Genomic DNA, 25490 nt, shown 5'->3' with positions numbered 1-25490 from the left:
GCCGGCGCTGGGAAGGATCACACCCTTCCGTGCCGCCGCCGCCCTAGCCGCCGCCCCGGCGTGGCTTCTGCGGCCCGCCCACCAGCTCCGGCAGCCGGTCCGCCATGGCTTGCACCGTCTCATCGGGCAGGGAGGTGGCGAAGCGGAACACCCACTGGCCGCCGTTGCGCGTGAGCGTCCCGATCCGGCGCCCCTCATGGACGATGTGCCGCCGCTCGGGCTGCGTGGGCTGCGCCGCGACCTGCCGGGCGGCGCGCCCTTCCGCCGCCCGCATCAGCACCGCGATCTGCTCGTCCGGATCGAAGCCCGGCTGCGGCTGGCGCCGGTAGGCATCCAGCGCCTCCAGGATGCGGCTCAGGGTGTCCGGGTTGGCCTCGATGGCTTCCATCACCCGCCGCGCCCGCAGCACGGCCAGGCGGCGCGGTTCCGCCAGGCGCTCGATGATCTCGGACGGAAAGCGGGAAAGGCGGAGATACAGGCTGAAGGTCGAGGGATCGAGGCCGAACTGCGCCGCGATGTCGCGCGCCGGCCCTTCGAGCCGGGACCGCACCTCGGCGAACCAGCGGGCGCGCTCCAGGGCAGAGATGTCCTCACGCCGCTCATTCTCGGAGAACTGCACCCGCAGCATCGCCGGATCGTTGAGCGCGCGGATCCGGGCCAGGACAGCGATGCCGAGGCGGCGGCAGGCCTCCAGGCGGCGGCGCCCGGCGGCGATCTCGTAGAGCCCGTCCTGCCGCCGGCGGACGGTGATGGCATCGTTCTGGCCGTTCTGGCGGATGTCCTCCAGCAGCGCCAGGAATTCCGGCCCCTCGAAGGCGCCCGGCAGCCTGTCGCGGGGAAGCGGATCCTCGATCAGCGAAGCGTCCAGGAACAGGAACTCCTCCACCGAGTCCCCTGCCCTGCCGGCCGCCTCGCGCGCATGGGCCAGGGCCCGCTCGAGCCCGGCATTGGCGGAGCTGGCCCGCGCCAGTTCCCCCTCGAGGCGCGCCACCCTGTCGCGCAGTCCTTCGGCGGCGAGCGACAGGGCAGCGGCGGGCTTGTGGACCCCCGCCCCCTCGGGCATGGCCGGCCGCGCGGGCGCGGCCTCCGTGCTGGCCGTGCGGTCCCGGACGGCCTGGGCCAGGGCGCCGAAGCGAGAGGCGGGCGGCTTCATGGTGTCGTCTCCTTGGCAGGCAGGCCGCGGCCCCAGAACCGCCAGATCTCCCGCTCGATCGCGCGGCTCACGGCATTGGCGCTGGCGAGCACGCGGTTGTAGGCCGCCCTGTCGGTGCTGGGCTCGTATTCGTAGAGGGTTTCCTTGCCGAAGCCCGCCGTGCCCATGATGCGCGAGTGCAGGAAGGGATCGGGCAGGACCATCTCGCCGAAGCGCTCCCGCAACAGGCTGAGCAGGGCTTCCTGGCTGCGGTCGGTCGGATCGTAGGCGGTGACCAGGATGCGGCTGAAGCCGAGGTCCAGGCCATGGCCGAAGGCTTCCTGGAAGGCGGTGGTGTAGCCTGCGAGATGCGCGAAGAACTCCCCGGTCGAGGCGAGGTCGGTCATGGTGGCGCGGCTCGGGACGACAATGCCGCTCGCCGCGTGCAGGGCGGTGGTCATCAGCATGTTGACGTCGGGTCGGGTGTCGATCACCGCCACGTCGTAGTCATCCGCGACGGCTGCCAGGAAAGCCACGAGTTCCTCGAAGTAGAGAACCTCCTCCACCTCGCCGCTGGCAGCGCGGCGCGAGAGCGCCTCCTCGGCTTCCGCGAGTGCCGCGCCGGCGGGGACCAGATGGATGTTGGGCCAGTAGGTCGCCTGGCAGAGCGCCCTGGCATCCAGCGTGGCGCCGGACCGCGCCACCCAGCCGGCAAAGCTGTTGCCGTGCCCCACCTCCTCGGCCGGATCGATGCCGAATTGCGCGGTGGTGCTGCCCTGGCTGTCGAGATCGACCAGCAGGACGCGGTAGCCGGCCAGCGCCAGGTACTGGGCGAAATGGACGCTGCTCGTGGTCTTGGCCGAGCCGCCCTTGAAGTTGGTGAAGGCGATGCTCGCGAGCCTCTCCCCTTGCGCGCCGTCACGTCTTGGCAGGAAGGAGATCTGGCCCGTCTGCCGGCGCAGGGAGGCGCGTGCGGCCATGATCTCCTGGAACTCCATCCGCATGCGTGGCGCGATGCCCTTGCCGGCCGGCTTCAGCCCGGCGGCCTGGCGCAGCTGCCGGAGCGGCACGCCGAGCATGGCGGCCACTTCCTGGATGGAGAAGCTCCGCAACCGCTTGCGCTTGTCGGGGGCGTTCTCCACCTCGATGGCCATGCGCTGCGCCGTTCGGAGCACCTCGGCGACGCGGCGGAACTGGGCGGCCTGATCCATGATGCTGTCCTGGGTTCCTGACGCTCTCTCCTTAATGGACCCTCGGAAGCCAGGGAAGCCCTGGCCACTTGGATGCATCCAACTGTCGGACAGGGTGTGTCTTGGATGCATCCAACTCGCCCACCTGCCAGGGTGCCGGGGCCATGGTATAGCAGCGCCGCTGCGAAGGAGCCCGCCATGATGCAACGCGACGAACTCACCCGTGTGAAAGCCCGCATCAAGGCGCTAACCGAGAAGACCGTCTCGAACGGCTGCACCGAGGCGGAAGCCATGGCGGCGGCGGAAATGGCGGGCCGGCTCCTGGAACGCTACGCACTGACGATGGACGAGATCGAGATCCGGGAAGCCCGTTGTGTCCAGGCGGAGATCCCGCTGGCGGGGCGGCAAAGGCGGCCGATCGATGGCTGCGTCCCGGCCATTGCGCGCTTCTGCGGCTGCAAGGTCTGGTTGAGCCGCGATGCGGGGCATGCCCGCTACGTCTTCTTCGGCTTCGAGAGCGATGTGTCGCTGGCCACCTACCTTTTCGCGGTCATCGAGCGTGGCATGCAGACGGAACTGGACCGCTTCCGGCAGGCACAGCCCGGGCTGCGGGGAACCCCCTTGCGGCAGGCGTCGATCAGCTACCAACAGGGCATGGCGAGCCGGCTGGCGCAAAGGCTGGAAACCATGCTGAAGGCGAGGGAGGCGGAGGTCCACGCTCAGCGCAGCGACAGCACGGCCCTGATGGTCGTCAAGCACCGCGCGGTGGAAGAGGCTTTCAGGGAAACCACCATTCGGCTGGTGGCGGCGCGGCGAACGGGCATCCGGCCGGGCGGTGCTTACCGCGAAGGCTATGTCGCGGGCGACCGCGTCAACCTGAACCGCCCCGTTTCCGGGAAGGCGCATGACGCCCTGACATGAGCCGGCAGCAGGATGCGCAGCGCCGCCGCGTCTATGCCTGGGAGGACCGCTTCGTGGCCCCCTATGGCGGCGGGGAGATCCGCTTCGAGGCGGCGCAGGCCATGGTGGACGCGATCTGGGCCGATCTCGGCCTGCGCTACCCGCCAAAGGTGGAAAGGCTGCCCGTCCAGGCACGCCGCCGCATGGCGGACGCCGACCGCATCCGGCTCCGCATGCCGGATGCGCTGCCGGACTGGATCCTGCTGCACGAGCTGGCCCATGCGCTGAGCTCCACGCAGGAGGGCGCGTCGGATGGGCATGGCCCGCGCTTCCTGGGGCTCTATGCGCGCCTCCTCATCCGCTATCTCCGCATCCCCGAGGACATCCTCTTCCGCTCGCTGGAGGAGGCGTCCTTGCGCTTCGACCCCGCGGCGCGGCCCGCCTTTCTGGATCATCCGCCGCGATGACCGGCCCGCCTGCCCATCTCGCCGGTCTGAACGCGGCGCAGCTCGCGGCCGCCACGGCCCCGGCCCCCTGCCTCGTCCTGGCCGGCGCAGGCTCCGGAAAGACCGAAACCCTGACGCGGCGGGTGGCCGATCTGATCCTGCGCCAGGGCGAGGCGCCGGAGCGGCTGCTGTGCATCACCTTCACCGGCAAGGCGGCGGGGGAGATGCGGGCGCGGCTGGCGGCGCGGCTGGGCGCCGCGCGGGTTCCGCGCTGGGTCGGCACCTTCCACGCCATCATGGCGCGGCTGATGACGGAGGACGCGGCGCATCTGCCCGGCTTGCCGCGCGGCTTCGCCATCATGGGCCAGGCCGAGGCGCGGGCCGTGCTCATGGCGCTGGCGGGCCTGAGGGACGCCCGAGAAGGGATGGCGCTGCAGGATGCGGTCTCGCTGCTCAAGGGCTGCCTGCTGGGCCCGCGGGACGCCTGCCCCCGCGGCCCGGCCTTCGCGCGCTTCGAGGCGGATGTGCTCCGCCAGGCGCGCGACCTCCTGCCGGCCTACCGGGCGGAACTGGACCGCCGCGCCGCGCTGGATTTCGACGATCTCATCGCCCGTCCCGTCGAGGCCATGCAGGCGGACGCTTCCCTCGCGCGGCGCTGGGGAAGCCGGTGGGCGGAACTGCTGGTCGACGAATACCAGGACACCAACATCGCCCAGCACCGCCTGATCAGGCTCCTGGCCGGCGAGCGGAAGCGGGTCTTCGCCGTGGGCGACGACACCCAGTCCATCTATGGCTGGCGCGGGGCGGACGTGTCGCAGATCCGCCGCTTCCGCCGCCAGTACCCGGGATCTGTGGAAACTATCCGCCTGGAGCTGAACTACCGCTCCACCCCCGTCATCCTGCAGGCGGCAAACGCCGTGGCGGCCCGTGACCCGGAAGCGCTGCGCAAGACCTTGCGGCCGGCCGGCCGGGAGATGGGCCCGGGCGCGCCGTTGGTGCTGCGCGAGGCCGAGACGCCGGAACAGGAGGGGCGTGCCGTGGCGCGGCACCTCCAGGCCTTGCAGGCAGGGGAAGGGGGGCTGCCCTGGCGGGAATGCGCCATCCTGCTGCGCGCGGGCTTCCTGGCCGAGCCTGTGGTGGCCGCCCTCACCGAGGCCGCCATCCCCTTCCGCCGCGTGTCGGATCGCGAGCCCGAGGCGCCGCGGGACATCCTGGCCGCCCAGGCCTGGCTGCGACTCGCCATGAGCCATGACGGGCAGGGCTGGAACGCCTCCGCCGACGACGCCTTCCGCCGGGCCTGCGCCCATCCGCCCCGTGGCATCTCCGGGCGCCTCTTCGCGCAGCTCCGGCAGCACGCGGCGGACACCGGCCTCGCCCTGGCTGCCGCCTTGCAGGACCTTCCGGCCCCCGGCGAGGAGCGCCTGCGGCTCCAGGCGGTGGCCGATCAGGCCAGGGCGCTGGCCCTGGAAATCCGCCGCCGCCGCCTGCCGCCGGCCGATGCCTTGCAGCTCGCGGCCGAGCGCGCGGGACTGGCCGCCGGGCTGAGGGAGGCGGGGGAGGCGCGCCTCGCGGCCTGGGAGGCCGCCTTCGCCGCCGCCGCCCAGTTCGGCAGCGTCGCCGCCTATTGCGAGGCCGCGGCACTGGGCGAGGCGGTGGAGGCCGATCTGCGGGCCGACGCGGTGCCGGTCATGACCCTGCACCGCGCCAAGGGGCTGGAGTTCGACCATGTGCTGATGCCGGGGCTGGAGGAAGGCGTCTTCCCGAGCTACCGGGCCGAGGCGCAGGGCAGCCTGCCGGAGGAGCGCCGGCTCTTCTATGTCGGGATCACCAGGGCGCGGCGTGGCCTGTGGCTGAGCTGGGTCCGGCACCGGCGGGACTGGGCGGCGCGGCCATCCCGCTTCCTGGGCGAGATCCCGGCGCAGCTTTTCAGGGCGGCGGCCAGCCCCTCCGCGCCCGCCGCCCGGCCCGCCCGGACGCTCGCGCCCCCGAGCCAGGCCGAGACCGACCGGCTCGTCGCCGAGTTCCATGCCCGCAAGGCCGCGGCGGGGGCGCGGAAGAAGGGCGGGCGGTAGCGGCGGCGCCCGGCCCCACGCCGGCTTGGCTCCTACCGGGGCGCCGCTCCCGTGGCCACCGGCGCATGGCTCCCGGCCTGCCGGGCACCCATGCGGGGCCATGTGCCGTCCCGCCAGACGAAGTGGTGCACCAGCACCATGCCGACATGCCCGGCCACCGCCGCGAGCAGCACCCAGGCCAGCAGGCCATGGGCGAGATCGCCCGGCAGCATCAGCGCCTCGATCCTTTCCCCCGAACCCGGCAGGAGCGGCAGGCCGAAAGGGGCAAGGGCACGGCCGGAACCATAGTGGCGCAGCAGGGCCAGGGCCGGCACGGTGAGCATCAGCCCGTAGAGCGCTAGGTGCCCCAGCCGGGCCACCCGGCCGAGCGGTCCGGCCTCATGGTGCCGCCGCCGCAGGTTGACGAGCCCCCAGGCGCCACGGGCCAGCGCCAGCGCGAACAGCAAGGTTCCGACGCTGGCATGGCTGCCCACCATGAAGGCCGTGACCGGGGAGCGGCCGATGGCCAGCCTGATGCCCATGCCGGCGAACTGCCAAAGGAACAGCAGGGCCATGCTCCAGTGCAGCGCGCGGCTCACCAGGCCATACCGTGCGGGGGTATCGCGCCATTGCAAGGGGGTGGGCTCCTTCTCCGGTTGCGGGCTCCGGTTGCGGGGGGGTGGCGCCGCGGAACGATCCGGGCGCGCGAGGCGAAGGGCGGGGCCGTGCCCTGGCTTCGCCATCAGCCCGCGCCGGGGAGGACGCCATAGGCCACCCATCTGGCATGGATGCCCCGGAGATCGCCAGAGATCCGGGCGCCCTTCGGGTCGGCCAGCGCGGCGCGCGCCATCGCCATGGCTTCCGCCGTGGCGGGCAGCGCCGTGCCCAGGGCGGGGGCGGCGAGCCATCCCGGGCCATCCTCGCGGGCGAGGTGGCGGTTCAGCGCCCAGCAGGCGGAAGGATCGGGCAGGGGCCGCGCCACGGGATGGGCGGCACCGCTCCAGAGCAGCATCTGGACCGCCTGGTTCAGCAGGGCGGGGTGCGGCGAGAAGCCCGGCAGGCGGAGCAGCTCCGCAACGGTGCGGGGCCCCTGCCGCAGGGCCGCCAGGATGGGGCCGAACAGCCGGCCCTCGCCGGCCACCGGCCCGGTCGGCGTGTCGAAGGTCAGGTCTCCGCCGCCCGTGGGTGCGCCGGGCAGGATGGCCAGCGCCAGGGCCTCGAGCGCCCGCAGGTGCTGTTCCGCCGCCAGGGGCGCGCCGCCGCGCTGGTAGAGATCCCGCCGGAGCGACTGGTTGCGGCAGAAATCCCGCGCCGTCTCCAGCAGGACGGGGTCGGCGATGTCCTTGAGCAGCGGGCGCATGGCGGCGGGGAGGCTGACGGCGTCGATGTTGTCGAGCGGTGTCGCGCTGCCGCGATAGACGCAGCCTGCCCCGCCGAAGCGCTCCATCATGTCGGCGACGTGGAAGGCTTCCCAGTGCATGGGCAGCAGCTCATGCGCCAGGGCGTCCGGCGCCAGGGCGCGTGCCGCGTCCAGCCGCTGCCGCTCCTGCGGATGCGCGGCGAAGAACCCGGCGCCCGCCTCCGAAAGCCGCGACAGGAACGCCAGGCTTTCGCGCGCGCGCTGCGCCGAGCTGCCCTGGAGCAAGGCCGCGTGGCGCCGGGCGAGCTGCTGGAGCGGCATGGCCGCCGCAAGTCCCGGCTGCGTCATGTAGTGCGCGTAGACGATGCCGCCCGGCTTGAGGAAGCGGCCGATGAAGCGGAGCAGGGCCGCGCGCTGGCCGGGAGCGATCCAGGACAGCACGCCATGGGTGACGATGACGTCGAAGGGCGCCATCCGGCCCTCGGCGCTTTCCGCCAGGGTCTCGAAGCTTGCCTGGACGAGCTCCAGGTTGCGCAGCCCTGCCGCCTCGGCGGCGGCCCGGGCCTTGCCGAGCAGGGAAGCGCTGGCATCGACGGCCACGAACCGGCCCAGCGGATGGGTGGCCGCCGAGACCAGGCTGTTCATGCCGCTGCCGCAGCCCAGCTCGCACCAGCGGAACGGCGCCGAAAGGTCGGGCATGGCGCAGCCCAGGCCGCGGCCGACGGCGTCGATCCAGGCCGGGGTCATCTCGCGGTGGAACTGCGCCGGATAGGCGACGTCGTCGATGTAGCCGTCGATCATGCGCAGTCCAGGTGCAAGGGCGGTCTCCAGGGGCGCCCCGCCGGAGCGGGACGCCCCATCGGGCGGAAGGGGTCAGAAGCTCGCCGTCAGGCTCGCGAAGTAGGCGCGCCCCGGCTCGTTGTAGGTGTTGGCGCCGGCCGCGCTGGAATTGGCCTCGCGGAACAGCTGCTTGTCGAACAGGTTGAGGACGCCCAGGGTGAGGCGCGTGTTGTCGTTGATGTGGTAGGTGCCGCTGATGTCGACCACCGAGTAGGGCTTGCGCTCCCACAGCTCCGATCCGGTGTTGGCATTGCCCAGCAGGTCGATGGTGCGCGCTTCCTGCCGGCCATAGAAGGTCACGCCGGCGCGGAAGGACAGGTCGTCGCGCGCCTGCCAGTCCACCGTGCTGTTGACCGTGTATTCCGGGACGAGGGACAGCGGCTGGCCCGTGCTCTTGTCCTTGCTCTCGATCATGTAGGTGACGTTGGTGCTCCAGGACAGCGTGTCCAGCACCGGGATGAGGATGTTGCCCTCGATGCCCTGGATGACGGCCTCCGGGGTGTTCTCCCAGCGGAAGATGCGGCCCCGCGCGCCCGTCTGCCCCACGGGAACGACGCCGGCGACGATCTTGTCGCGGTAGTCGTTGTGGAAGTAGGTGAGGCTGCTGCTGAAGCCGCCGCTGTTGTAGGAGACGCCGATCTCCTTGTTGAGGCTGGTTTCCGGCTCGAGATCCGCGTTGCCCTGCACGTAGCAGCCGGCGCCGAGGCTGGGGAAGCCGGCGGGGCAGCCATTGCCCATGGTGAAGTAGATGTAGTTGGGGTTGGACTGGTAGAGGTTGGGCGCCTTGAAGGCGCGCGCGATGCCGCCCTTCACCGAGAAGCCGTCGAACAGCTCGTAGGAGGCGTTCAGGCTGGGGCTCCAGTTGGAGCCGAACTCGCTGTGGTGGTCGAAGCGCACGCCCGGCGTCAGCACCAGCCGCGACGTGGCGTAGATGTTGTCCTCGACGAACATCGAGTAGGTCTCGGCGCTGGCGCTGCCGGGACGCAACCCGCTGGAGATGCCGGGGATCACGCCGCCCGTGGCGAGGGACTGGGTCACCGATTGCGGGTCGTCCAGGTTCTCGCGGAAGAACTCGGCGCCGATCGTCAGGCGCTGCGGCGCCAGGATCTCCAGCGGGATGTTGAGCTCGCCATTGAGGGTGTAGTTGTTCAGCGTGGCGGTCGAGTAGCCGTTGGCGGTGTTGATGCTGCCTTCGGTGGAGCCGGCCAGCCCCTCGTTCAGCCGCTTGTTGTTGGTGCCCTCATACAGGAACAGCACCCGCGAATCCGCCCAGCCCCAGTCGCCGCGATGCTGCACGGAGGCGGTGGTCCGCGTCATGATATTCGTCTCGGCGCCCTCATTGGCGAGCTGGCTGAGCAGCGCGGTGCCCGCGGTGCTCACCGCGCGGTCGCCGGCATAGATGTTGCCCTGGCGGCTGTATCCGAGCTCCAGCTCCAGGCTCTGGCCGGCGGTGATGTCCCACCGCAGCAGGCCGTTCACGTCGCGGTTCTCCACGCCCTCGCGCCCGGCGGGGGGGGTGTCGCCGGCGGCCGTGCCGGAGGCCGCGCGGTTCAGCTCCAGGCTGTCGGCATCGGTGCGGTTGAAGTTGCCATAGGCGCGGAAGCTCAGCCCGGGAAGCGTCGTCGGGCCGGACAGGTTCACGGTGGCGCGGCGGCCATCGCCCTCGTTCCGGTCCTCGGGCTGCAGGGCGTAGAGCGTCACGGAGCCGTGGTACTCGTCGGTCGGCGGCTTGGTGATGATGTTGACCACGCCGCCCGCGGCGCCGGAGCCGTAGCGCGCCGCGGCCGGGCCGCGGATGACCTCGATGCGCTCGATGGCATCCACCGGCACCCAGTTGGAATCGCCGCGCGTGTTCCGCTCGCCGCTGCGCCCCATGCGGACGGAGTTGCGCGAGCGGACAGGCTTGCCGTCGATCAGGATGAGCGTGTTCTCGGGGCCCATGCCGCGCAGGTCGATCTGGCGGTTGTTGCCATACTGGCCGGAGGACGAGTTGCCCGTGAGGTTGACGCCCGGCATGGTGCGCACGAGCTCGGAGATGTCGTTCACCGGCGGCATCCGCCGGATGTCCTCGCTGGTGATGAGCGAGACGCCGGGCGCCTGCTTCAGCGCCTGCTCGGCCGTGGCGACGACGCTGATCTCGGGCAGGGCCACCGCGTCAGGGCTGGTGGCGAGCCCGGCCGTGGGGGAGGGCGTGGCGCGGAGCGTGTAGACCGTGCCGTCGCGCGACGTCGCCTCGAGGCCGCTGCCGGCCAGCAGCCTCTCGAAGGCGCGGTCCACCGTCGACTGGCCGCGCAGGCCGGGGCTGCTGCGCCCCTGCACCTGCTCCGGGGCGAAGGAGAGGGTGATGCCCGCCTGCTGCGCGAAGCTGTTCAACGCGCTGCCCAGCGGACCGGCCGGCACCTCGTAGCTGATGGCCTGCGCCGAGGCTCCGCCCTGCGACCACGCCGGGCCCGCCGGAATGGCGAGCAGGGTCACGCTGCCGAGCAGAGCCGCCCTCAATGTGCCGCGGAAGCGCGTGAAGCGGTGGCCGATCTGGTGCATGGGCTGTCACATCCGGTTACTGGGTGTTGTCTGTGTGCAGACGGGCGAGACGGCCACAGGGACAGTTTCGCGCGCCGTTTTTTTCAGCGGCGCTCCACGGCGCTCCGGAAGCGGCCGTCGCGGCGGATCCTGACAGGCAGCGATTCCTCGAGCGCCGCCAGCGCCTTGTCGGGCTCCCGCAGCGGCAGGACGCCGGAAACCATGATGCCTTCGAGCTCCGCCGCGTCGTATCGCAGGCCGCCCCGGCGGTAGCGGGCCAGCTGCGCGAGGACCTCCACGAGCGGCCGGTTCTCCACAATGAGCCGGCCTTCCGCCCAGGCGGCGGCGTGTGGCGGCGCGGGGAAAGGCCCCTCGATGGCTCCGGCGGCGAGCCACGCCGCCTCCCCAGGACCCAGGGTGACGCAGCGTTCCGCGTGGATGCAGGCCCTGACACGGGATTCCTCCACGGCCACCCAGGTCCTCTCTGCCGCCCGCCGCACGGTGAAGCGCGTTCCGAGCGCCTGCACGCTGCCCTGCGGCGTTCGCACCGTCAGCGGGCGCTGGGGGTCGGGCCGCACATCCAGCATCACCTCGCCGCGCGCGAGGCGGATGGTGCGGCCCTTGCCGTCATAGCGGAGGTCGATGGCGCTGCCGCTGCCCAAGGTGGCGCGGGATCCGTCCGGCAGGGACAGCCCGGAGATCTCCCCGGTGCCGGAGCTGTGGCCGGCGGCGGGCCAGGGCCTGCTTCCCGCGCAGAGCGCCGCGAGCAGCAGCAGGGCGGAAAGCGTGCCGCCCGCCGCGGGCGCCGCCGCCCCGCCCGGCCGGAGGCGGCGCTGCCCTGCAGGACATGCCTGGCGGGTGCCGGCGGCAGGCCGTGGAACCGGTCGAGCACGGCCTGGAGGCGCCGGAACGCCTCCGCATGGCTGGGATGCTCCGCCAGCCATGCCTCGCAGTCGCGGTGATCGGCGTCCGTCGCTTCTCCGGAGGTGAGTTGCGCTTGCCAGAGCGCGGCCCTGTGCACCGTGTCGGGGGAGGGCTCGCTCATTCCGGCGGGTGCAGCACGCCATGGCAATGGACCAGCGCGGCCGCGACATACTGCTTGACCGTGCTGGAGGAGACGCCGAGCCGCTCGCCGATCTCGGCATGGCCGAGGCCATCCAGCCGGTTCATCAGGAAGGCCCGGCGGGGCTTCTCCGCGAGGGTTTCCAGCATGCGGGCAATGGCGGTGAGCGCCTCCACCGCCTCGCAGACCTGGAGCGGCGTCGCCGCCGTGTCGTCGTCCCGCAATATGGCGAGGGCCTGCACATAAGCCTGCTCGATCGCCAGCCGGCGCTTCTGGTCGATGAGCAGCCGGATGGCGCTGGTGGCGAGAAAGGCGCGCGGCTTCTCGATCGCCGTGACGGGAGGGCGTTCGAGCAGCTTGCAGAACAGGTCCTGGACCAGGTCGCAGGCCTTGTCCTGGCAGCGGACCCGGCCGCGCAGCCAGGAAACCAGCCAGCCGTGGTGGCTCAGATAGAGGTCTGCGGTGCTCGCATACGCCATGGAAGAAAGCCGGACCTTAACAGGGTTCACGGCTTCCTTAATGGTAATGCGAATTAGTCGCAATCGCTGAGAGAGGATTTTTCCCCCGCCGGCGGGCGCTCCTGCCCTCCGGCCCCGCTCAGGTCTGCGTGCCGCCGTTCACCTGCAGCATCTGCCCGTTGATGAAGGCGCCCGCCTCGGAAGCCAGGGTGCGGACCAGGACCGCCACCTCGGCGGGCGTGCCGAGGCGGCCCAGGGGAATGCGGGCGAGGACCGCGCCAGGGCCGCTGGCGGTGTCCTGCCCGTCCTTGGCGGTGGGGCCGGGGGAGATGGCGTTCACCGTGACGCCCTGCGGCCCGAACTCCTTGGCCAGTGCCTTGGTCAGCCCCCAGACGCCATGCTTGGCGACGGAAACCGTGGCATGGCCGTCATAGCCCTGGATGGCGTTCATGCCGGTGAAGTTGACGATGCGGCCCCAGCGGCGGGCCAGCATGCCCGGCAGGCAGTCCCGCGCCAGCCAGCGGGCCGCCTCCAGGTCCACGGCGAGGACGCGGCGCCAGGTTTCCTCGGGCGTTTCCAGGAACGGCATGGCTGGGCGTATCGCCGCGTTGTTCACCAGCACGTCCACCTGGCCGAAGCGGGCCATGGCCTCGGCCACGATCCGCGCGCAATCCGCCGCCTGGCCGACATCGCCCAGGGCGACCAGGGTGGCAGCGCCCAGCGCCTCCGCCTCCCCGGCCACCGCCTCGCAGGCCGCGCGGTCCGACGAGCCGTTGAGGACGATATCGAAGCCGTCCTCCGCCAGGCCGAGCGCGACGGCGCGGCCGATGTTGCGGCCGGAGCCGGTGATGAGCGCGACCTTGCGCTTCTGGGCCATGGTTCGGTTCCTTCCCCCGCAGCGATGCGGCGGGGGCAGCCTACCGGGCCTCTGCCGGGGCGGCCAGCGGCGAGGCGGGCCCCATGGCGGGGCCTCCGCTCAGGCCGCGTCCTTCCAGGCGAAGGCGAGGGGCGCCTCGCGAAAGGCGAAGCGGTCCAGATGCCGCTCCACCGTGCCCTTCAGCGCGGCGAGCTGGCCTTCGGCGCTGGCGGCCAGCGTGTATTCCAGCCCCTCGGGGCGGGCCTGGAGCAGCAGGGTGGCCGCGTCCGGCCAGTCCGCGCCGCGCAGGTCGCGCGGAAAGACGATCCTGCCCTGATCGGCGTCGAACTCCACCGCCAGGCTGTGGCTCCAGTGCTTGCAGAGCTGCTGGATGTAGCGGCTCGCATGGGCGGTGGGCACGGTGGCCCGGCTTTGGAAGCGCAAGGTTCTTCCCTCCAGGGAAACGAGAAGGACGCCCGCCGGATGTGGCGCCGGCTCAGGGCGTGCCGGCTCAGGGCGTGCCGGCGCCGGGGCGCAGGTCGGTCCAGTAGGTGCCCTCCATGGGCAGGGCGAGGAACCCGGCGTTCAGGGCGGCCACCGTCGCCGCCGGGTCGAGATCGGCGCAACGCTCGGGGTGGAACCAGCGCGCCAGCGCCTCCAGCATCACGATATGGGCGGGCGTGTCGTTGAAGCCGTGCCAGATGGCGTGCGCGCGCCCCGCCTGCACGGCGGGCAGCACGGCGAGCTTCTCGCGCTGCAGGACGGCGGCCAGGTCCTGGCGCGCCGTGGACGCCTCCACGCCCGTGCCGAGCGAGATGCCGCCGCGCCCGCCATACGGCCCCCCGGTCGCGACATAGACCGCCGGGTCCTGGGTCAGGATGTATTCGAGGGAAAGCTGCCCGACATTGCCCGGCAGGGTATCGGCGCCGATGTTGTGGCCGCCGGCGAAGCGCACGATGGAATCGAACGCCCCCCTGCCCGGCGAGGAGCAGCAGGCCGTGCCGCCGGCATGGGCATGGACGAAGACGCGCGGCCGCGCCTCTGCGCCGGCGAGCCGGGCCGAGATGCGTTCCATCCGCGCCGTGTAGAAGCGGTCGAACGCCGCGGCGCGCTCCTCCAGCCCGAGCACCTGGCCCAGTATCGCCATGCTGCGGCGCGTGTCGCGCATCGGGTTGCTGAAGAAGTCGATGACCACGGTGGGGATGCCGGCGGCGGCGAGCCGGTTCAGCACGTTCTCCGATTCCGCGTGCAGCGGGCCGCCGCTGGCGATCACCAGGTCCGGCTGCGCCGCCAGGATGCCTTCGAGGGACAGGTTGGCGTTCTGGCCCGCGCGCGCCACGATCGGGATGGCGTCCGCGCGCGGGAAGCGGGCGCGCAGCATCGCGTAGTCGGGCGGGTTCATGCCGCGGAGGTCGTCCCCCCAGCCGACCACGAGGGAGACCGGATCGGGGTGCAGCAGCCCGACCGCCAGGACGTGCCGCGCCTGCGCCAGCACCACGCGCCGCGCCGGCCGGGGCAGGGTGACGCTGCGGCCGCGCAGATCGGTGACCTGGATGGGGCCCTGCGCCCGTGCCAGGCGCGGAAGCAGGGCGGGCGCCGCCAGCAGGGGCAGGGTGGTGCCAAGGAAGGCGCGGCGGTTCATGCGGTCTCTCCTGCCGGGGAAATGGCGAAGCGGGGGGCGCGGAGCAGGGCGTGCAGCCGGGCGGAGCCATGGTCCTCGCCAGCGAACTCCGCGAACTCGGCCGAAAGGCCGGCGCCGCGCAGCAGCGCGGCGAGGTCGCGCGCATTGCCGATCATGCGCCGGGCGGCCCGGATGGCGCCACGGGGCCCCTCGTCGCTCTCCTCCAGCCCGCCCACCGTCACCAGCAGCCGGGTTCTGGCCGCTTCCGGGGGCAGGCGGGCGGCGAAGCGGCGGGCGGCGGCCAGCATCGCCCCCTCGTTCCACCACAGGGAGGGGCTGGCGATGACGAGGCTCTGGAACAGCCCGGGCCGCGCGAGCAGGGCGTGCAGCGCGAACAGGCCGCCCAGGGAATGGCCGAACAGCGCGAGGCGGCCCTGGTCAATCGGGTGGCGGCGGGCCAGCGCGGGCAGCAGCGCTGCCTCGATGAAGCGGAGGAAGGCGTCCGAGCCCGGCGCCGCCGGCGTGTAGTCGCGCTGGCGGGCGGCGGGGTCATAGACCCTGTCGCCAGGCTGGCCGAGGCCCAGGATCAGCGCAGGCGCGGGCCGGCCCGGCGTGTCGCGCCAGGTGAGCGCGCGGTAGGAATCGACCGCCGTGGCGAAGCCCGCATTGGCATCGAGCAGCAGCAGCACCGGGTAGCCGGCGGGCGGCGGCGGCGCCTCCGGCCAGGCGAGAAAGATGCGGTGCGCCGCCGGCCCGGCCGGCATGTCCCACCAGGTGGTACGCGGCAGCGCGACGGGCGGGCCGTGCTGCGGAGAGGAAGCGGGCAGGCTCATACGCCGAGATGCTCCCGCACCAGGGAATGGTCGGCGCGCAGGGCCTCTGAGGCGCCGTCGAAGACGATGCCGCGCCCGGCCAGCACCACCGCGCGCGGGCAGAGCCGCAGGGCGAGGGGCAGGTTCTGCTCGGCCAGCAGCACGGTCAGCCCCTCCGCCGCGAGCCGCGCGACATGGCCCAGGATGATCTCCTCGGCCGCCAGGGGGGCCAGGCCCTCGCTCGGCTCGTCCAGCACCAGCAGGCGCGGCTGGGTGAGCAGGGCGCGGCCGATGGCGAGGAGCTGCCGCTCGCCGCCGCTGAGCGCGCTGCTGGAGGCGGCGCGGCGCTCCGCCAGGCGCGGGAACACGGCGAAGACGCGCTCCAGCGTCCAGGCGCCGCGCGGGCTCCGCAGGGTGGCGAGGCGGAGGTTCTCCGCCACGGTCAGGCTGGGGAACAGGCCGCGCCCCTGCGGCACCAGCGCCATGCCGAGGCGCGCGATGCGGTGGGTCGGCCAGCCGGCCACGTCCTGGCCCATCACCCGCACGCCACCCCCGATGCGGGGGCCGAGGTTGAACAGCGCCTGCGCCAGGGTGCTCTTGCCGGCGCCGTTGCGGCCGAGCAGGGCCACCGCCTCGCCCGCCCGCACCTCCAGGGACAGGCCGCGCAGCACCTCCACGGCGCCGTAATGGGCCGACAGGCCGGAAAGGGCGAGCAGCGGGGGGGAGGGCGGCATGCCGTGCATCAATCCGCGAGGCTCCCGAGATAGGCGGCGCGCACCGCCGCGTCCTGCCGCACCGCCTGCGGCGTGCCGGTGCGGAGCAGCTGCCCGAGATGCATGACCGCGATCCGGTCGCAATGGTTGAAGACGATGTCGATGTCATGCGCGATGAGCACGATGGCGGTGCGCGCGTCATGCCGGCGGACGATGCCCAGCAGCCGCTCCGCCTCGGCCTGGGAAAGGCCGGCCGTGGGCTCGTCGAGCAGCAGCAGGCGGGGCTCGAGGGCCAGCGCCATCAGCAGGTCGGCGATGCGCTGCTCGCCATAGGAGAGATCGGCCATGCGCTCCCCGCCATGGCGGGCGAGGCCGCTCTCGGCCAGCAGGCGCTCGACCCGCGCCGCGCTCTCCTGGTGGCAGGCGCGCGCGCCGAGCCAGCGCAGGCCCTGGCCGGCGCGCTGCCGCGCGGCCATGGCGAGGCTCTCGCGCAGGCTCAGCGCCGGAAACACCATCGCCTTCTGGAAGGTGCGGACCAGCCCGCGCGCGGCGCGCTCGGCGGGGGGGAGCCGGTCCACCGGCGCGCCGGCGAAGCGCACCTGCCCCGCATCCGCCCGCAGAAAGCCGGTGACGACGTTGAACAGCGTCGTCTTGCCGGCGCCGTTGGGCCCGATCAGGCCGAGCGTCTCGCCTTCCGAAACGGCGAGGCTGATGCCGGAAAGGACACGGACGGCGCCGAAGCTCTTGCCGATGCCGGAGATCTCGAGCAGCGCGCTCATGGCCTGCCCCGCCGCGACAGCACGCCCGCGAGGCTCCCCGCCAGGCCTCCTGTGAGGCCACCTGCCAGCCCGCGCGGCAGCAGCAGCACGATCAGCACGAAGACCAGCCCGACGAAAAGCTGCCAGCGATCGGTGTAGGCGCTGACATAGGTCTGCAGCGCCAGATAGATCGCGCTGCCCAGGAAGGCGCCCCAGAGCGAGCCGACGCCGCCGATCACCAGCATGATGATCATGGTGGCGGACAGCGACCAGTGCACGCTCTGCGGCCCGACATAGAGGTTGAGGAAAGGATAGAGCGAGCCCGCCGCCCCCGCGATGCCGCCCGCCGCCAGCATGGCGCGGAAGCGGATGCGCGGGATGCTGTAGCCGAGCGCGCTCATCCGCAGCGGCTGCTCGCGCGCGCCCACCAGCGCCCGCCCGATGGGGGCGTCGGCGAAGGAGCGGGCCAGGAGATAGGCGGCCAGGGCGAGGCCGCCGGACAGCAGGAACAGGGCGCGCGGCCCATCCAGCCGCCAGGGGCCGAGCGAGAGCGGCGGCAGGCCGCGCAGCCCGTCCGCGCCGCCGGTCACCTCACGCCAGTGAAAGGCCACCTCCCACGCGACCTGCCCCAGCAGCAGGGTCAGGATCAGCAGGAAGAGATGGCTGCTCCGCATGATCGCGACACCCATCAGCGCTGCCATCAGCAGCGCCGCGCCGGTGCCGGCGCCGAGCACCAGGAACAGGTTGCCGCCCAGATGCAGCGCGGCGATCGCCGCCGCATAGGCGGCCGTGCCGAACAGCGCCGCGTGGCCGAGCGTGACCAGCCCGCCCAGGCCCACCAAAAGGTCGAGGCTCATCACCGCCGTGCCCAGCAGCAGGATCTCGGCCAGGAAGCGGAGATGGAAGGCGCCGGCCAGCAGCGGGGCGAGCGCCAGCGCCAGCAGGGCGGCCGCCAGCGGCGCCGCCCGGGAAAGCGGGATGTCCCTCATATCTGGCGCAGCGGCGGGGCGATCAGGCCGTTCGGCCGCAGCAGCAGGAAGCCGGCCATGGCGGAGAAGGCGACCACATTGGCGAATTCCGGGAACCACACCTTGCTGAAGGTGAGCGCGAAGCCCACCACCAGGGCGCCCGCCACCGTGCCGCCGAAGCTGCCGAGCCCGCCCACCACCACGGTGACGAGGGCCAGGATCAGCACCTCCTCGTCGAGCCCCGGATAGGCCGCCAGCATGCCCGCACCGAGCGCCCCGCTCAGCCCGCCCAGCCCCGCCGACAGGACCAGCACGGCGGCGAACAGGTGGCGCGTGTCGATGCCGAGCGTCTCGACGATGCCACGGTCCGTGACCGCCGCGCGCAGCACGGCGCCCCACAGGGTGCGGTCGAGCAGCAGCCAGAGCAGCAGGCCCAGCGCGACGCCCGCGCCGATCAGGAACAGCCGGTAGAGGGGGAAGGGCATGTCGAACAGGAAGACCACGCCCTGGAGCGCCGCGGGCAGCTCGGGGGTGAGGATCTGCGCGCCGAAGCCCCAGCGCATGAGATCGGCCATGATCACGGAAAGTCCGTAGGTCAGCAGCACCTGCATCAGGTGCGGCCGGGCGTAGAAGCGGCGGAAGGGGAAGCGCTCCAGCACCGCGCCGGCCAGGCCCGCGGCGAGGAAGGCGGCGGGAAAGGCCAGCCACCAGGGCGCGCCCGAGCCGAGCCAAAGCACCGCCACATAGCTGCCGAGCAGGTAGAAGCCGCCATGCGCCAGGTTGACGAAGTTCATCAGGCTCAGCACCACCGAGAGGCCGAGGCCGGTCAGCAGCAGCAGCGCCGAGAAGGACAGGGCGTTCAGGGTCTGGACGATGGCGTAGCCCATCGGGGCGGCTCCTCCGCGGTGTTCAGGCGTCCGGCCCCGGGTCGCGCAGCTTCTCGTAGGTGTGCAGCACGGTGTTGACCATGCGGCCATCCTCGCCGCGCCGCACCTCGTTGACATGGATGTCGAGGATCGCCTGGCCATTGCGCGGGTCGAAGGGCATGGTGCCGAAGGCGGTCTCCACGGGCGCGGAGAACAGGGCGCCGCACGCCTTCGCCCAGTCCGCCAGGTCGCCGTCCGCGCGCTCCAGCGTGGCCCTGATCACCTGGCCGCAGACATAGCCGGTGGTGCTGAACTCGCCCGGCAGCGGCTTGCCGGTCGCCATGTAGGCCTGGTTGAAGGCGGCGCTGGCCGGGGCGGTCGGGGATTGGTGGAAGGTGCCGAGCGCGCCCAGTGCCGCGTCCCCCACGGCGGGCAGCACGTCCTCCTGGTCGAAGAAGGCGCCGGCGCCGAACAGCGGCACGCGGCCGGCGAGGCGGTATTCCTTCCACTGGCGCAGGAAGCGCACCGCGTCGCTGCCGGCGAAGAAGCCATAGACGGCCTCCGGCCGCTCGGCGGCGATGGTGGTGAGCAGCGGGCCGAAATCGGCGCTGCCGAGCGGCGTCCAGAGCTGGCGCCCGAGGCGGCCGCCGAGCTGCTGGTAGGTGGCGGCGAAGTCGCCGATGTATTCGCGCCCCGCCGCGTAGTCGGAGCCGACGGTCAGCACCCGCGCGCCGGAAAGCTTCTCATGCGCCCAACGCGCCGCCGTGGTGCCCAGCATCCAGTTCGTCTTGGTGGGGCGGACGATGAAGGGGCTCGCGGCGCCGCGGGCGAGGTCGTTGGCCGAGCCGAGCAGGAAGGTGGGGGTGCGCGCCTCCGTCACCACGTCGCGCAGCGCCAGCGCGACGCCGGAGCTGATCACCCCGCAGAGCAGGTCCACCCGGTCCTGGCCGATCAGCTTGCGCGCCTTGCGGGCGCCTTCCTCGGAGCGGGCGAGGTCGTCCTCCACCAGGAACTCGACCGGGCGCCCGGCGAGCCTGTGGCCGGACTGGGCGAGGAGGAGCTGCATCCCGGCCCGCATGCTCTCGCCGAGCGCGGTGAAGGGGCCGGAAAGGGAGGTGATCATGCCGATCCGGACCGGCCGCGCCTGGACCAGGGCGGGCTGGGGCAAGGAGGGCTGGGCCAGGGTGGTCTGGGCCAGGGTGGGGCGGGCGGGCGGCAGGCCGGCGAGGGTGGCGGCGATGCCGCCCAGGACCAGCCTGCGGCCCGGCGCCAGGTGGGGCGCCGAAGGGGGCGCGGAATTGCCGGTGCGGAGGTTCTTCCGCCGATGCAGCCTGTCCATCTCGACTCAGTCACCTCACCTGGAAAATGCGAATGGTTCGCAATTTCTTGTCGCAGAGCCTCCCCCATTTTTCAAGGCCCCCCCGTCCTCGGGGCTTGGCGGGATCAGGCTGCCGGTCCGGCCAGGCGCCCCAGCCGGTGCTGGCCAGCGGCGGCCCCCAGGGATTTGTGGAACCCGCGCTGCAATGGTAATGATAGGCATTCGCATATGGCCCGGTCGCTTCAGGAAAGCCCAGCAATGCCCGCCAACCCTGCCCACACGCTGCCCGCCCCGCCCGCGCTCCGGCGCCGCCATGTGCTCGCCCTGCTGGGCGCCGCAGGCCTCGCCCTGCGCGCCGCGCCGGCACGCGCCGCCGCCACGGTGGAGAAGACCGTGAAGCTGGCCCCCGGCCTCTACGAGCTGGCCGTCAGCACCACCACCAACCTCGTGCATGTGGCGAGCACCGGCCCGCGCGGCGCGGACGGCGCCAGGATTTTCGGCCTCGACCCGCGCACGCTGGAGACGCGCTCCACCATTGAGCTCGGCGCCGAGGCGGTCTTCGGCCTGGGCGTGAACGACAGCACCGGCACGCTGTTCGGCACCGGCACGCGCAGCGGCAAGCTGCTCGCCATCGACCTGCGCAGCGGCCAGGTGAAGGCGCGGATCGCCGAGGGCGAGGGCGCCCATCTGCGCCAGGTGCTGGTGGACGAGGCGCGCAACCGCGCCTTCGTCTCCGTCTTCGGCTACCGCGACAAGCCGAGCGCCATCTGGGTGGTGGACACGGCGGCCAACACCGTCTCCGCCGTCATCACGGAAGGGCTCGAGGGCGGCATCTCCGGCCTTGCCCACGACCCGGCGGGGGACCGGCTCTTCGCCGCCGCGCTGGAGCCGAACCAGGTGGTGGAGGTGAGCCTGTCCCGCCGCGCCGGTGTGCGCCGCTTCGCCTCGGGTGGGGAGGGGCCGATCAACCTGGCCTTCCACGCCGCCAGCGGGCGCCTGTTCTGCACCAACCAGAAGAGCGGGCAGCTCGCGGTGCTGGACGCCGCTTCCGGCCAGCCGGTGAAGGTGCTGGAAACCGGCGCGGGCGCGCTCTGCGTCACCCTGTCGGGCGATGGCGCGCTGGCCTATGTGGCCAACCGGGGCGCCGGCACGGTGAGCCTGGTGGACACGCGGGAACTGGCGGTGCTGGCCAGCCTGCGGACCGGCACGCATCCGAACACCGTGGCCGTGGACCGGCGCACGGGCCTCGCCTACGTCACCAACAAGGCGCGCATGGCGCCGCGCCCGGCGCAGGGCCAGCCACCGGCCCCCGCGCCCGAGGACCCGAATGGCGACACGGTGAGCCTGATCCGCGCCTGAGGCGGACGGGGGAGGCGAAACGCCTCTCCCGGGCCGCCGCGTCCGCGCCAGGGCGGCGGGCAGCGCCTCAGCCCGCCATGCGCGCCCGCAGCAGCGGCGCGATGCGGGAGACCGCCGCCGCGCCGATCATCTCGCCATGCAGCGCCGGCACCTCCGCGACCTCGACCGTGGCGGCGTAGGGTGCCCACATGGCGGGGGAAAGGGCGCGGCCGGCATGGTCGCGCGCCGCGCGGATGTGGAGCAGCGCGCCATCGAAGGCGCGGTGGCGATGGCCGCGGACGAGGCGGTTGTTGCCTTCCATCACCCGCATCACCCCGTCCAGCACCGCTTCCGGCAGGCGGCCGAGCGGCGTGCCGCTCTGGCGCAGAAAGGCCAGCACCGCCTCCCGCCGCATCGGCAGCTCCGGATGCATCGCCGGGTCGTGCCCGGCGATCGCCAGCAGGGCGCGGAACAGCGCGGCGGCGTCGGGCTCCGCCTCGGCGCGCCAGGCATCGGCGGGGTAGGCGTCGAGCAGCGCCAGCGTGCCGACCGCATGGCCCAGCTCCCGCAGCCGCACCGCCATCGCCTGGGCGATGATGCCGCCCACCGACCAGCCGGCGAGATGGACCGGGCCGCCCGGATGCTCCGCCAGCAGCCGCGCCACGTAGTCGGCCGCCAGCGCCTCCAGGCTGGAGGGCAGCGGCGTTTCGCGGTCGAGCGCCGGCGCCTGCAGGCCGAGCACCGGGATGTCCGGCCCGAGCGCGCGGGCGAGGCGGCCATAGCACCAGGCGATGCCGCCGGCGGGATGCACGACATGGAGCGGCGGGGTCCCCGCCCGCCCGTTGCCGAGGCGGATCAGCGGCCGCAGCCCGTCATCGCCCGGCGGCAGGGCATCGGCTTCCAGCAGCGCGGCGAGGCGGGCCACGGTCGGGTGCTCGAACAGGGCGCCGAGGCCGGGGTCGCGGCCGAACTCCTCCTGCATGCGCAGCATCAGCTCCACGGCCAGGAGGGAATTGCCGCCGGCCGCGAAGAAATCCTCCTCGGCGCCGATTTCCGCCACGTCCAGCGCGGCGGCGAAAAGCGCGGCGAGGCGGCGCTCGGTGTCCGTCTCCGGCGGGCGGCCGCCTTCGCGCGGCAGATCCGGGGCGGGCAGGGCGGCACGGTCCAGCTTGCCGCTGCTGTTCACCGGCAGGGACGCCATCGGCACCAGCGCGGCGGGCAGCATGTAGTCCGGCAGCCGCGCGGCGAGATGCGCGCGCAGCGCCGCCGGGTCATGGCCTTCCTGCGGCACGACATAGGCGACGAGGCGCCTGTCCCCCGCCCGGTCCTCCCGCGCGATGACGCGGGCCTGCGCCACCATGGGCGAGGCGCCGAGCGCGGCCTCGATCTCGCCCAGCTCGATGCGGAAGCCGCGCAGCTTCACCTGCCCGTCCGAGCGGCCGAGATAGAGGATGGCGCCATCCTCGCGGAAGCGGGCGAGATCGCCCGTGCGGTACATCCGCTCGCCGGGGTGGAAGGGGTCGGGGATGAAGGCGCGGGCGGTGAGGTCCGGCCGCCCGAGATATTCCCGCGCCAGCTGCACGCCCGCGATGAACAGATGCCCCGTGACGCCTGCGGGCACCGGGCGCAGGGCCGCGTCCAGCACATAGAGGCGCGTGTTCCAGACAGGGAAGCCGATCGGCAGCGGGTTGCTGGTGTCGCCCGCCGAGGCATCCCACCACGTGACATCCACGGCGGCCTCGGTGGGGCCGTAGAGGTTGTGCAGTTCCGCCCGCAGCGTGGCGTGGAAGCGGTCGCGCAGTTCCGCCGTCAATGCCTCGCCCGAGCAGAAGACGCGCCGCATCTCCAGCCCCCGCGCCGCCGGATGCGCCAGGAAGGCCGCGAGCATGGAGGGCACGAAATGCGCGGTGGTGATGCCCTCCTCCCGGATCAGGCCGGCGATGGCCGCCGGGTCGCGCTGCGCGCCGGGCGGGGCGAGGACCAGGGTGGCGCCGCAGAGCAGCGGCAGGAAGAACTCCCAGACTGAGACATCGAAGGTCGCGGCCGTCTTTTGCAGGATGCGGTCCCGCGCGGTGAAGCCGTAGTGCCGCCGCATCCATTCCAGGCGGTTGACGATGGCGCGGTGCTGGATGACGGCGCCCTTGGGCTCGCCCGTGGAGCCGGAGGTGTAGATGGCATAGGCCGCGTCCTCCGGCTTGGGGCCGTTGGGGGCGTCGCCGGTCCCGGGCCACAGGTCAGGGGGGAGCGTCTCCACCGCGCCCGGCAGCGCCGTGGCCGCGAGGGCGAGGCGCGGCCGGGCCGAATCCAGGATGCGCGCCAGCCGGTCCGCCGGGTGGGCCGGATCGAGCGGCAGGTAAGCCGCGCCTGCGCGCATGACGCCCAGCAGGGCGACCACCAGCTCCGGCGAGCGCTCCAGCGCCACGGCGACGAGGTCGCCCGCGCCGATGCCGCGCACGGCCAGGGCCGCGGCCAGGGCGGCGCTGCGCCGGTCCAGCGTGGCATAGCTCATCGCCTCGCCGCCGAAGCGCAGGGCGGTGGCATCCGGCGTGGCCACCATGGCGCGGGCGATCAGGGCGGTCAGCGTGGTGTCCGGCACGGGATGGGCCGTGTCGTTCACCGCCATGGTGAAGCGGTGGGCCTCCTCGGGCGTCGCGGTCGGCACATCGGCCAGCCGCCCGGCCTGGAGGGCGGCGGCGACGAAATGCGCCGCGCGCCGCGCATGGGCGGCGGCCTCTCCGGCCGTGTAGAGGTCGGCATTGGCCTCCACATCCAGGCGCAGCGTGGCGGCGCCTGGATCGGTGCGGAGGTCGAAGGTGATGTCGTCCACCGGCCCGGTGCCGAGCAGGTGCAGCGTGGCGGCGAGGCCGGGGAAGTCCGGGATGCTGTGGAAGGGCTGGATGTTGACGATGGCGCCGTGCAGCCGCCGCCCACCGCCCACGCGGCCGAGGTCGCGCCGCAGCTGCTCGCCCCGGTAGCGGCCATGCCGCCGCAGCCGCGCGAGCTGCGCGACGATGCCCTCCACCGCCTCGTGCAGCGGCGCTGTCTCGTCCAGCCGGATGCGCAGCGGCAGCACGTTCATCTGCGTCGAGGGCACGCGCGCGGCGGCGCTGCCGAAGCGGTTCATGAAGGTGGCGCCGACCAGCGCCTCCTCCTCGCCGGTGATGCGGCGGCAATAGGCGCCGAGCAGCGCGGTCAGCAGGTCGGGCCAGGCGATGTCGTGCGCGGCGGCGATGCGGCGCAGCGCCTCGCCCGTGGCGGCGTCGAGCGCGGCGTGGGCGCGGTGGGCGGCACGCGCGGTGCGCCCCGGCCCTGGGGTGAAGCCCGCGGCATCCGGCGCGCCGGCCATGGCCTGCCGCCAATAGGCCGCGTCGGTCTGGCGGCGGGGGGAGGCGCGGTAGGCGGCGTCCGCCTCCACCGTGGCGGCGAAGGGCGCCAGGGCCAGGCCGGGATCGGCGCCGGTGAGGCGTGCCGCGTAGAGGGCGGCGACGCGGTGGACCAGCAGCTCCGTGCCGTAGCCATCGAGCGCGAGATGGTGGGCGCGCTGGTACCAGAGGTGATGCCCGGCGCCGAGGCGGTAGAGCCGCTCGGCCGCCAGCCCACCCTGCGCCAGCCCACCCTGCGCCAGCCCGCCCTGCCTCAGCCCGACCGGGGTCGCCATGTCCCGCGCCATGGCCTCGCGCGCCGCGGCGAGCGGCTCCGGCGCGGCCGAGAGGTCCACCACCTCGAGCCAGGGGCGGAGCGCCGGGTCCGGCCGCTGCACCACCCCCGCCGGCGTTTCCCGGATGCGGAGCGCGAGGCAGTCCGCCTCGGCCACCATGCCGTCCACCGCCGCGCGGAAGGCGGGCAGGTCGAGCGCGCCGCGGAGCTCCAGATACTGCCCGGTGTTGAAGACCGGGTTGCCGGGGTCGATCCGCTGCGCGAACCACAGCCCTTCCTGTGCCTCGGTCAGCGGCAGGGCCGGCCCGGCCTCCCCGGGCCCGGGATGTTGCGCCAGAAGGAGGGGCTCAGCCACGGGCCTGCTTCGCCATCGCCCGCTCGGCCACGGCCCACCAGGCATCGACGGTGAGCTTCTCCGCCAGCTCGCCGAACTCGAGCGACAGCCCGGCCTCGCCCCAGCACGTCACCAGGTTGATGGCGCGCAGGGAATCGAGGCCGAGATCGGCCAAGTCCTCGTCGTCGCCGAACTCGTCGGGCGCCATGCGCAGGGCGCGCGCGATGTCGGCGCGCATCTTCTCCCGCGTCATCGGCGGGTTCACTGCCTCGGCCATGTTCGTGTGATC

22 protein-coding genes and 1 pseudogene are annotated in these 25490 nt (G+C 73.1%); 4 read left to right on the top strand and 19 right to left on the bottom strand.

All coding sequences use genetic code 11. The features are described from left to right. Positions 1 to 43: 43 nt before the first annotated feature. Complete coding sequence (locus CR162_RS08885) at positions 44 to 1153, bottom strand: ParB/RepB/Spo0J family partition protein (protein ID WP_099095189.1); 1110 nt, start codon at positions 1151 to 1153, stop codon at positions 44 to 46. Beyond that, positions 1150 to 2343 (bottom strand): AAA family ATPase, encoded by a 1194-nt coding sequence (locus CR162_RS08880; protein WP_099095188.1) that lies wholly within the window; start codon positions 2341 to 2343, stop codon positions 1150 to 1152. The genes CR162_RS08885 and CR162_RS08880 overlap by 4 nt, the downstream gene beginning before the upstream one ends. A gap of 177 nt (positions 2344 to 2520) precedes the next feature. Here CR162_RS08880 and CR162_RS08875 point away from each other — a divergent pair, with 177 nt between their 5' ends. The 3 genes from CR162_RS08875 to CR162_RS08865 are packed head-to-tail and all read left to right on the top strand — an operon-like array spanning position 2521 to position 5740. Then, positions 2521 to 3243 (top strand): DUF7168 domain-containing protein, encoded by a 723-nt coding sequence (locus tag CR162_RS08875; RefSeq protein ID WP_099095187.1) that lies wholly within the window; start codon positions 2521 to 2523, stop codon positions 3241 to 3243. Further along, the gene (locus CR162_RS08870) at positions 3240 to 3689 is read left to right on the top strand and encodes a hypothetical protein (protein ID WP_099095186.1); all 450 of its coding nucleotides are present in this window, start codon (positions 3240 to 3242) and stop codon (positions 3687 to 3689) included. The genes CR162_RS08875 and CR162_RS08870 overlap by 4 nt, the downstream gene beginning before the upstream one ends. Then, a complete protein-coding gene (locus CR162_RS08865; RefSeq protein ID WP_099095185.1) occupies positions 3686 to 5740 on the top strand; it encodes an ATP-dependent helicase in 2055 nt (684 codons plus the stop codon). The genes CR162_RS08870 and CR162_RS08865 overlap by 4 nt, the downstream gene beginning before the upstream one ends. 32 nt (positions 5741 to 5772) lie before the next feature. On the opposite strand, the gene CR162_RS08860 is transcribed toward CR162_RS08865, so the two are convergent. The 15 genes and pseudogenes from CR162_RS08860 to CR162_RS08790 form a co-directional block, all read right to left on the bottom strand. Next, positions 5773 to 6354 (bottom strand): cytochrome b, encoded by a 582-nt coding sequence (locus CR162_RS08860; protein WP_245870215.1) that lies wholly within the window; start codon positions 6352 to 6354, stop codon positions 5773 to 5775. 107 nt (positions 6355 to 6461) lie between these two features. Then, the gene (locus tag CR162_RS08855; protein ID WP_099095183.1) at positions 6462 to 7880 is read right to left on the bottom strand and encodes a class I SAM-dependent methyltransferase; all 1419 of its coding nucleotides are present in this window, start codon (positions 7878 to 7880) and stop codon (positions 6462 to 6464) included. 72 nt (positions 7881 to 7952) lie between these two features. Next, complete coding sequence (locus CR162_RS08850; protein WP_099095182.1) at positions 7953 to 10460, bottom strand: FepA family TonB-dependent siderophore receptor; 2508 nt, start codon at positions 10458 to 10460, stop codon at positions 7953 to 7955. Positions 10461 to 10543: 83 nt separating this feature from the next. Beyond that, positions 10544 to 11383 carry a FecR family protein gene (locus tag CR162_RS08845; RefSeq protein ID WP_099095181.1) on the bottom strand — a complete coding sequence of 280 codons (840 nt, stop codon included), beginning with the start codon at positions 11381 to 11383 and terminating at the stop codon, positions 10544 to 10546. Continuing rightward, positions 11344 to 11484: pseudogene (locus CR162_RS23220) on the bottom strand (FecR/PupR family sigma factor regulator); the annotation flags it as partial. The pseudogene CR162_RS23220 and the gene CR162_RS08845, both read right to left, overlap by 40 nt. Further along, positions 11481 to 11981 carry a sigma-70 family RNA polymerase sigma factor gene (locus tag CR162_RS08835; protein WP_099095180.1) on the bottom strand — a complete coding sequence of 167 codons (501 nt, stop codon included), beginning with the start codon at positions 11979 to 11981 and terminating at the stop codon, positions 11481 to 11483. The pseudogene CR162_RS23220 and the gene CR162_RS08835, both read right to left, overlap by 4 nt. 118 nt (positions 11982 to 12099) lie before the next feature. Continuing rightward, a complete protein-coding gene (locus tag CR162_RS08830) occupies positions 12100 to 12837 on the bottom strand; it encodes an SDR family NAD(P)-dependent oxidoreductase (RefSeq protein ID WP_099095179.1) in 738 nt (245 codons plus the stop codon). Positions 12838 to 12936: 99 nt separating this feature from the next. Beyond that, the gene (locus tag CR162_RS08825; protein WP_099095178.1) at positions 12937 to 13260 is read right to left on the bottom strand and encodes a DUF2218 domain-containing protein; all 324 of its coding nucleotides are present in this window, start codon (positions 13258 to 13260) and stop codon (positions 12937 to 12939) included. A 67-nt stretch (positions 13261 to 13327) separates the two neighbouring features. Then, positions 13328 to 14458: an ABC transporter substrate-binding protein gene (locus CR162_RS08820; RefSeq protein WP_099095177.1), complete on the bottom strand. Its 1131-nt coding sequence runs from the start codon at positions 14456 to 14458 to the stop codon at positions 13328 to 13330. Continuing rightward, entirely contained in the window at positions 14455 to 15270 is an 816-nt protein-coding gene (locus CR162_RS08815) for an alpha/beta hydrolase (RefSeq protein ID WP_099095176.1), read from the bottom strand. Before CR162_RS08815 ends, CR162_RS08820 begins: the two co-directional genes overlap by 4 nt. Beyond that, the gene (locus tag CR162_RS08810; RefSeq protein ID WP_245870213.1) at positions 15267 to 15983 is read right to left on the bottom strand and encodes an ABC transporter ATP-binding protein; all 717 of its coding nucleotides are present in this window, start codon (positions 15981 to 15983) and stop codon (positions 15267 to 15269) included. Before CR162_RS08810 ends, CR162_RS08815 begins: the two co-directional genes overlap by 4 nt. Before the next feature lie 8 nt (positions 15984 to 15991). Beyond that, positions 15992 to 16741 carry an ABC transporter ATP-binding protein gene (locus CR162_RS08805; protein ID WP_099095175.1) on the bottom strand — a complete coding sequence of 250 codons (750 nt, stop codon included), beginning with the start codon at positions 16739 to 16741 and terminating at the stop codon, positions 15992 to 15994. After that, complete coding sequence (locus CR162_RS08800; protein WP_099095174.1) at positions 16738 to 17709, bottom strand: branched-chain amino acid ABC transporter permease; 972 nt, start codon at positions 17707 to 17709, stop codon at positions 16738 to 16740. The genes CR162_RS08805 and CR162_RS08800 overlap by 4 nt, the downstream gene beginning before the upstream one ends. Beyond that, entirely contained in the window at positions 17706 to 18575 is an 870-nt protein-coding gene (locus CR162_RS08795; RefSeq protein WP_099095173.1) for a branched-chain amino acid ABC transporter permease, read from the bottom strand. Before CR162_RS08795 ends, CR162_RS08800 begins: the two co-directional genes overlap by 4 nt. Positions 18576 to 18597: 22 nt before the next feature. Then, complete coding sequence (locus CR162_RS08790) at positions 18598 to 19893, bottom strand: ABC transporter substrate-binding protein (RefSeq protein ID WP_099095172.1); 1296 nt, start codon at positions 19891 to 19893, stop codon at positions 18598 to 18600. 237 nt (positions 19894 to 20130) lie between these two features. On the opposite strand from CR162_RS08790, the gene CR162_RS08785 reads away from it, so the two are divergent. After that, positions 20131 to 21231: a YncE family protein gene (locus CR162_RS08785; RefSeq protein WP_099095171.1), complete on the top strand. Its 1101-nt coding sequence runs from the start codon at positions 20131 to 20133 to the stop codon at positions 21229 to 21231. Between the two features lie 67 nt (positions 21232 to 21298). Here the strand turns inward: CR162_RS08785 and CR162_RS08780 are convergent, their stop codons facing one another. Together CR162_RS08780 and CR162_RS08775 are read right to left on the bottom strand one after the other, a co-directional pair. Further along, on the bottom strand, positions 21299 to 25222 hold the full coding sequence (locus CR162_RS08780; RefSeq protein WP_245870212.1) for an amino acid adenylation domain-containing protein: 3924 nt from the start codon (positions 25220 to 25222) through the stop codon (positions 21299 to 21301). Then, positions 25215 to 25478: a phosphopantetheine-binding protein gene (locus tag CR162_RS08775; protein WP_099095169.1), complete on the bottom strand. Its 264-nt coding sequence runs from the start codon at positions 25476 to 25478 to the stop codon at positions 25215 to 25217. Before CR162_RS08775 ends, CR162_RS08780 begins: the two co-directional genes overlap by 8 nt. Between the last annotated feature and the right edge of the window lie 12 nt (positions 25479 to 25490).

Source organism: Teichococcus rhizosphaerae (genome assembly GCF_002631185.1).
GTDB lineage: Bacteria > Pseudomonadota > Alphaproteobacteria > Acetobacterales > Acetobacteraceae > Pseudoroseomonas > Pseudoroseomonas rhizosphaerae.
Note: the sequence above shows the minus strand (reverse complement) of the source record. Positions and strands in the feature narration are given on the sequence as shown.

Coding starts and splice junctions, on each gene's coding strand:
- CR162_RS08865 (WP_099095185.1), top strand. CDS start 3,686: ATGACCGGCCCGCCTGCCCATCTCGCCGGTCTGAACGCGGCGCAGCTC.
- CR162_RS08870 (WP_099095186.1), top strand. CDS start 3,240: ATGAGCCGGCAGCAGGATGCGCAGCGCCGCCGCGTCTATGCCTGGGAG.
- CR162_RS08855 (WP_099095183.1), bottom strand. CDS start 7,880: ATGATCGACGGCTACATCGACGACGTCGCCTATCCGGCGCAGTTCCAC.
- CR162_RS08775 (WP_099095169.1), bottom strand. CDS start 25,478: ATGGCCGAGGCAGTGAACCCGCCGATGACGCGGGAGAAGATGCGCGCC.
- CR162_RS08880 (WP_099095188.1), bottom strand. CDS start 2,343: ATGGATCAGGCCGCCCAGTTCCGCCGCGTCGCCGAGGTGCTCCGAACG.
- CR162_RS08885 (WP_099095189.1), bottom strand. CDS start 1,153: ATGAAGCCGCCCGCCTCTCGCTTCGGCGCCCTGGCCCAGGCCGTCCGG.
- CR162_RS08800 (WP_099095174.1), bottom strand. CDS start 17,709: ATGAGGGACATCCCGCTTTCCCGGGCGGCGCCGCTGGCGGCCGCCCTG.
- CR162_RS08875 (WP_099095187.1), top strand. CDS start 2,521: ATGATGCAACGCGACGAACTCACCCGTGTGAAAGCCCGCATCAAGGCG.
- CR162_RS08810 (WP_245870213.1), bottom strand. CDS start 15,983: ATGCCGCCCTCCCCCCCGCTGCTCGCCCTTTCCGGCCTGTCGGCCCAT.
- CR162_RS08815 (WP_099095176.1), bottom strand. CDS start 15,270: ATGAGCCTGCCCGCTTCCTCTCCGCAGCACGGCCCGCCCGTCGCGCTG.
- CR162_RS08805 (WP_099095175.1), bottom strand. CDS start 16,741: ATGAGCGCGCTGCTCGAGATCTCCGGCATCGGCAAGAGCTTCGGCGCC.
- CR162_RS08845 (WP_099095181.1), bottom strand. CDS start 11,383: ATGGCTGGCGGAGCATCCCAGCCATGCGGAGGCGTTCCGGCGCCTCCA.
- CR162_RS08820 (WP_099095177.1), bottom strand. CDS start 14,458: ATGAACCGCCGCGCCTTCCTTGGCACCACCCTGCCCCTGCTGGCGGCG.
- CR162_RS08785 (WP_099095171.1), top strand. CDS start 20,131: ATGCCCGCCAACCCTGCCCACACGCTGCCCGCCCCGCCCGCGCTCCGG.
- CR162_RS08830 (WP_099095179.1), bottom strand. CDS start 12,837: ATGGCCCAGAAGCGCAAGGTCGCGCTCATCACCGGCTCCGGCCGCAAC.
- CR162_RS08835 (WP_099095180.1), bottom strand. CDS start 11,981: ATGGCGTATGCGAGCACCGCAGACCTCTATCTGAGCCACCACGGCTGG.
- CR162_RS08795 (WP_099095173.1), bottom strand. CDS start 18,575: ATGGGCTACGCCATCGTCCAGACCCTGAACGCCCTGTCCTTCTCGGCG.
- CR162_RS08850 (WP_099095182.1), bottom strand. CDS start 10,460: ATGCACCAGATCGGCCACCGCTTCACGCGCTTCCGCGGCACATTGAGG.
- CR162_RS08790 (WP_099095172.1), bottom strand. CDS start 19,893: ATGGACAGGCTGCATCGGCGGAAGAACCTCCGCACCGGCAATTCCGCG.